Annotated in this window: 3 rRNA genes; all 3 read right to left on the reverse strand. The window is 58.1% G+C overall.

Going from position 1 to position 5,482, the window contains the following annotated elements:
* Positions 1–13: 13 nt before the first annotated feature.
* Positions 14–130, reverse strand: a 5S ribosomal RNA gene (rrf, locus tag FA014_RS17475).
* Between the two features lie 94 nt (positions 131–224).
* Positions 225–3,336 (reverse strand): 23S ribosomal RNA (locus FA014_RS17480).
* A 365-nt stretch (positions 3,337–3,701) separates the two neighbouring features.
* Positions 3,702–5,223, reverse strand: a 16S ribosomal RNA gene (locus tag FA014_RS17485).
* Together the 16S, 23S and 5S rRNA genes form the textbook arrangement of a ribosomal RNA operon.
* Positions 5,224–5,482 lie beyond the last annotated feature (259 nt).

Below are 5,482 nucleotides of genomic sequence, written 5' to 3' on the forward strand. Positions count from 1 at the left end.
TTCTCTGAATGATGTCCGGCGGCGTCCTACTCTCCCACACCCTGGCGAGTGCAGTACCATCGGCGCTGAAGGGCTTAGCTTCCGGGTTCGGAATGGGACCGGGCGTTTCCCCTTCGCTATGACCGCCGTAACTCTGTCGAACAGTCAAACACGGGACACCCCAGCAGGTGGGGTGCGTGTTCGTGGTTCGGGAACCGCACAGTGGACGCGTAGCAAAAGTATGAGTGGTGAAGTTGTCGGCTTATTAGTACCGGTCAGCTGCGAGGGTCTTTCGTCCCCTCTTCCACATCCGGCCTATCTACCCGGTGGTCTAGCCGGGAGCCTCTCAGGACCGAAGTCCCGTGGAAACCTCATCTTGAAGCAGGCTTCCCGCTTAGATGCTTTCAGCGGTTATCCCTTCCGAACGTAGCTAACCAGCCGTGCTCCTGGCGGAACAACTGGCACACCAGAGGTTCGTCCGTCCCGGTCCTCTCGTACTAGGGACAGCCCTTCTCAAGTTTCCTGCGCGCGCAGCGGATAGGGACCGAACTGTCTCACGACGTTCTAAACCCAGCTCGCGTACCGCTTTAATGGGCGAACAGCCCAACCCTTGGGACCTACTCCAGCCCCAGGATGCGACGAGCCGACATCGAGGTGCCAAACCATGCCGTCGATATGGACTCTTGGGCAAGATCAGCCTGTTATCCCCGGGGTACCTTTTATCCGTTGAGCGACGGCGCTTCCACAAGCCACCGCCGGATCACTAGTTCCGACTTTCGTCCCTGCTCGACCTGTCAGTCTCACAGTCAAGCTCCCTTGTGCACTTGCACTCGCCACCTGATTGCCAACCAGGCTGAGGGAACCTTTGAGCGCCTCCGTTACATTTTAGGAGGCAACCGCCCCAGTTAAACTACCCACCAGGCACTGTCCCTGATCCGGATTACGGACCGAGGTTAGATGTCCAGAGCGACCAGAGTGGTATTTCAACGTTGACTCCACCGACACTGGCGTGCCGGCTTCACAGTCTCCCACCTATCCTACACAAGCCGCACCGAACACCAATACCAAGCTATAGTAAAGGTCCCGGGGTCTTTCCGTCCTGCTGCGCGTAACGAGCATCTTTACTCGTAGTGCAATTTCGCCGAGTTCGCGGTTGAGACAGCGGAGAAGTCGTTACGCCATTCGTGCAGGTCGGAACTTACCCGACAAGGAATTTCGCTACCTTAGGATGGTTATAGTTACCACCGCCGTTTACTGGGGCTTAAATTCTGAGCTTCGCCTTGCGGCTGACCCGTCCTCTTAACCTTCCAGCACCGGGCAGGCGTCAGTCCGTATACATCGTCTTGCGACTTCGCACGGACCTGTGTTTTTAGTAAACAGTCGCTTCTCCCTGGTCTCTGCGGCCCTCCACGCTTCCCGGGCAAGCCGGTACACGCTTCAGGCCCCCCTTCTCCCGAAGTTACGGGGGCATTTTGCCGAGTTCCTTAACCACGATTATCTCGATCGCCTTGGTATTCTCTACCTGACCACCTGAGTCGGTTTAGGGTACGGGCGGCTAGAACCTCGCGTCGAAGCTTTTCTTGGCAGCATAGGATCACCCTCTTCCAGCATACGCTGTCACCATCGGCTCTCAGGCTTGATGAGTGGCGGATTTGCCTACCACTCGCCCTACGACCTTGGACGTGGACTACCATCGCCACGCCGGGCTACCTTCCTGCGTCACTCCTGTTAATACGCTTACCTACTACCGGTTCGGGTCACGTGCTCCACGAGGCGGTGACTCCCGAAGGAGTCGGTGCCACGCTTCGGACGTTTAGCATCACCGGGCTCGGTATGGGCGGTTCTTCGCCGGTACGGGAATATCAACCCGTTGTCCATCGACTACGCCTGTCGGCCTCGCCTTAGGTCCCGACTTACCCAGGGCGGATTAGCCTGGCCCTGGAACCCTTGGTCATTCGGCGGACGGGTTTCTCACCCGTCATTCGCTACTCATGCCTGCATTCTCACTCGTGTAGCGTCCACCACTGGGTCACCCCGCAGCTTCACCCGCCACACGACGCTCCCCTACCCATCCACACGCCTGAACCACGAAGGCTTAGCGCAATGTGTGAATGCCACAGCTTCGGCGGTATACTTGAGCCCCGCTACATTGTCGGCGCGGAATCACTTGACCAGTGAGCTATTACGCACTCTTTCAAGGGTGGCTGCTTCTAAGCCAACCTCCTGGTTGTCTGTGCAACTCCACATCCTTTCCCACTTAGCATACGCTTAGGGGCCTTAGCTGGTGGTCTGGGCTGTTTCCCTCTCGACTACGGAGCTTATCCCCCGCAGTCTCACTCCCGCGCTCTCACTTACCGGCATTCGGAGTTTGGCTAACGTCAGTAACCTGGTAGGGCCCATCGGCTATCCAGTAGCTCTACCTCCGGCAAGAAACACGCGAGGCTGCACCTAAATGCATTTCGGGGAGAACCAGCTATCACGAAGTTTGATTGGCCTTTCACCCCTAACCACAGGTCATCCCCCCGGTTTTCAACCCAGGTGGGTTCGGTCCTCCACGCGGTCTTACCCGCGCTTCAACCTGCCCATGGCTAGATCACTTCGCTTCGGGTCTAGAGCACGCGACTATGATCGCCCTATTCGGACTCGCTTTCGCTACGGCTTCCCCACACGGGTTAACCTCGCCACGTACCACTAACTCGCAGGCTCATTCTTCAAAAGGCACGCCGTCACCCCTGCTAGGGAGGCTCCGACGGATTGTAGGCACACGGTTTCAGGTACTATTTCACTCCCCTCCCGGGGTACTTTTCACCTTTCCCTCACGGTACTTGTCCGCTATCGGTCACTAGGTAGTATTTAGGCTTAGCAAGTGGTCTTGCCAGATTCACACGGGATTTCTCGGGCCCCGTGCTACTTGGGATCCCCCTCGGGAGGCCACGTGATTTCGTCTACGGGGGTACCACCCTCTGTGCCGGGCCTTTCAATGCCCTTCGACTATCACGAGACTTTCTGACTCCCTGCTGGTTCGGCAGAACCAGCTGAAGGGTCCCACAACCCCGCATGCGCAACGCCTGCCGGCTATCACACGCACACGGTTTGGCCTGATCCGCTTTCGCTCGCCACTACTCACGGAATATCTCTTCCTGCCGGTACTGAGATGTTTCACTTCCCGGCGTTCCCTCCACACACCCTATATATTCAGGTGCGGGTCACGCGACATGACTCGCGCGGGGTTTCCCCATTCGGACATCCTCGGATCACGGTTCGTTTGCCAACTCCCCGAGGCTTATCGCAGGCTACAACGTCCTTCTTCGGCTCCTAGTGCCAAGGCATCCACCCTGTGCCCTTAAAAACTTGACCACAAAAACATACTTAAAGATGCTCGCGTCCACTGTGCAGTTCTCAAACAACGAACGATCCCCGAGTCGTGATCTCGGCGCCTACCCGCTCCCCACGCAGGGAAGCTGGCGGTTCGACCGACCGACCGGGCCCGTCATGAAGCAACCTCCCTCACGGGCTGTTCCCTCAGGACCCAACAGCGTGCCCAGGCGACCTCCCCGACACCAGCGGTGCGCGTTCCATCCCGAAGGAGTACTGACGCGATGCCGGCCCAAGAAGACCGCCGTAGTTGATGTTCCACCCTTGAGCACCACCCCGAACGCGTACGGCTCGAGCCTGGCCTCTGCACGACCCCACCGAAGCAGGGCGTGTCAGATGCTCCTTAGAAAGGAGGTGATCCAGCCGCACCTTCCGGTACGGCTACCTTGTTACGACTTAGTCCCAATCGCCAGTCCCACCTTCGACGGCTCCCCCTCTTACGAGTTGGGCCACCGGCTTCGGGTGTTACCGACTTTCGTGACTTGACGGGCGGTGTGTACAAGGCCCGGGAACGTATTCACCGCAGCGTTGCTGATCTGCGATTACTAGCGACTCCGACTTCATGGGGTCGAGTTGCAGACCCCAATCCGAACTGAGACCGGCTTTTTGGGATTCGCTCCACCTCGCGGTATCGCAGCCCTTTGTACCGGCCATTGTAGCATGCGTGAAGCCCAAGACATAAGGGGCATGATGATTTGACGTCATCCCCACCTTCCTCCGAGTTGACCCCGGCAGTCTCCTATGAGTCCCCGGCATGACCCGCTGGCAACATAGGACGAGGGTTGCGCTCGTTGCGGGACTTAACCCAACATCTCACGACACGAGCTGACGACAACCATGCACCACCTGTACACCGACCTTGCGGGGCAACCATCTCTGGAAGTTTCCGGTGTATGTCAAGCCTTGGTAAGGTTCTTCGCGTTGCATCGAATTAATCCGCATGCTCCGCCGCTTGTGCGGGCCCCCGTCAATTTCTTTGAGTTTTAGCCTTGCGGCCGTACTCCCCAGGCGGGGCACTTAATGCGTTTGCTGCGGCACGGAACTCGTGGAATGAGCCCCACACCTAGTGCCCAACGTTTACGGCATGGACTACCAGGGTATCTAATCCTGTTCGCTCCCCATGCTTTCGCTCCTCAGCGTCAGTTGCGGCCCAGAGACCTGCCTTCGCCATCGGTGTTCCTCCTGATATCTGCGCATTCCACCGCTACACCAGGAATTCCAGTCTCCCCTACCGCACTCTAGTCTGCCCGTACCCACTGCAAGCCCGAGGTTGAGCCTCGAGTTTTCACAGCAGACGCGACAAACCGCCTACGAGCTCTTTACGCCCAATAATTCCGGACAACGCTTGCGCCCTACGTATTACCGCGGCTGCTGGCACGTAGTTAGCCGGCGCTTCTTCTGCAGGTACCGTCACTTGCGCTTCTTCCCTGCTGAAAGAGGTTTACAACCCGAAGGCCTTCATCCCTCACGCGGCGTCGCTGCATCAGGCTTGCGCCCATTGTGCAATATTCCCCACTGCTGCCTCCCGTAGGAGTCTGGGCCGTGTCTCAGTCCCAGTGTGGCCGGTCGCCCTCTCAGGCCGGCTACCCGTCGTCGCCTTGGTAGGCCGTTACCCCACCAACAAGCTGATAGGCCGCGAGTCCATCCCTGACCGATAAATCTTTCCAGACGCATCAGATGCCTGAACGTCACATATCCGGTATTAGACCTCGTTTCCAAGGCTTATCCCAGAGTCAGGGGCAGGTTACTCACGTGTTACTCACCCGTTCGCCACTGATCCACCCAGCAAGCTGGGCTTCACCGTTCGACTTGCATGTGTTAAGCACGCCGCCAGCGTTCGTCCTGAGCCAGAATCAAACTCTCCGTAGATGTCTCAATGGCAACCACCACCCGAAGGCGACGGTCAACCGACACACGAAACGACCCCCACCCGCTGGCGAGCGAGGATCTATCAATTCGGCTGTATCAAGAAGCCACCCGACGGGGTCGGACTGGCTTCCGTATCAACCAAGACCCACCGACCACGACCAGCCACCCCCGAACGGGAACGACCACCCGAGCCGATGAACCATCTTGGCATCAACTACTAGGCACACTGTTGAGTTCTCAAAGAACAGACGCGCATCCC

Source organism: Cellulomonas hominis, assembly GCF_005239125.1.
Taxonomy (GTDB): domain Bacteria; phylum Actinomycetota; class Actinomycetes; order Actinomycetales; family Cellulomonadaceae; genus Cellulomonas; species Cellulomonas hominis_A.